This is a genomic window from Bacillus sp. COPE52 (genome assembly GCF_003355115.1).
Classification (GTDB): domain Bacteria; phylum Bacillota; class Bacilli; order Bacillales; family Bacillaceae_G; genus Bacillus_A; species Bacillus_A toyonensis.
The window spans coordinates 1,724,575-1,725,710 of sequence record NZ_CP031292.1; the positions used below are offsets into that span (position 1 = coordinate 1,724,575).

The 1,136-nt window shown below is 39.1% G+C and carries 1 protein-coding gene; it reads left to right on the top strand.

Annotation, left to right across the window (positions count from 1 at the left end):
- The coding region (locus DPQ31_RS08805) for an aspartate ammonia-lyase (protein ID WP_208732090.1) at positions 1 to 1,136 on the top strand (1,136 nt) is incomplete at both ends.

Genomic DNA, 1,136 nt, shown 5'->3' on the forward strand with positions numbered 1-1,136 from the left:
CTTGCAAATACAGATGTAGGTAGATTGGAATTGAATAAAGGCGGCGCGATCGCAGAAGCTGCTCAAGAAATTCTAGATGGAAAATGGCACGATCATTTCATCGTCGACCCAATTCAGGGCGGTGCGGGTACTTCAATGAACATGAATGCAAATGAAGTCATTGCCAATCGTGCTCTTGAATTATTAGGAATGGAAAAGGGAGACTATCATTATATTAGTCCAAATAGCCATGTAAATATGGCACAATCAACAAACGATGCATTCCCAACGGCGATTCATATCGCGACATTAAATGCATTAGAAGGCTTATTACAAACGATGGGTTATATGCATGATGTATTTGAATTAAAAGCAGAACAATTCGACCATGTTATTAAAATGGGTCGTACGCATTTACAAGATGCTGTACCAATTCGTCTTGGACAAGAGTTTAAAGCGTATTCTCGCGTACTTGAACGTGATATGAAACGTATTAAGCAATCACGTCAACATTTATATGAAGTAAATATGGGAGCAACTGCAGTTGGTACAGGCCTAAATGCAGATCCAGAGTATATTGAAGCAGTTGTAAAACATCTTGCTACAATTAGTGAATTACCCCTTGTTGGTGCAGAAGATTTAGTGGACGCAACGCAAAATACTGATGCGTACACAGAAGTGTCTGCAGCACTAAAAGTATGTATGATGAACATGTCTAAAATTGCGAATGACCTTCGCTTAATGGCATCAGGTCCACGTGTTGGTTTAGCAGAAATTATGTTACCAGCTCGTCAACCAGGTTCTTCTATTATGCCAGGGAAAGTAAACCCTGTTATGCCAGAAGTTATTAACCAAATTGCGTTCCAAGTTATTGGTAACGATCATACAATTTGCCTTGCTTCAGAAGCAGGACAATTAGAATTAAATGTTATGGAACCAGTACTTGTTTTCAACTTACTTCAATCTATTAGCATTATGAATAACGGTTTCCGTGCCTTTACAGATAATTGCTTAAAAGGAATTGAAGCGAATGAAGATCGTTTAAAAGAGTACGTTGAGAAAAGTGTAGGAATTATTACAGCCGTGAACCCTCATATCGGTTATGAAGCAGCAGCTCGTGTTGCGAAAGAAGCAATTGCAACAGGTCAATCCGTTCG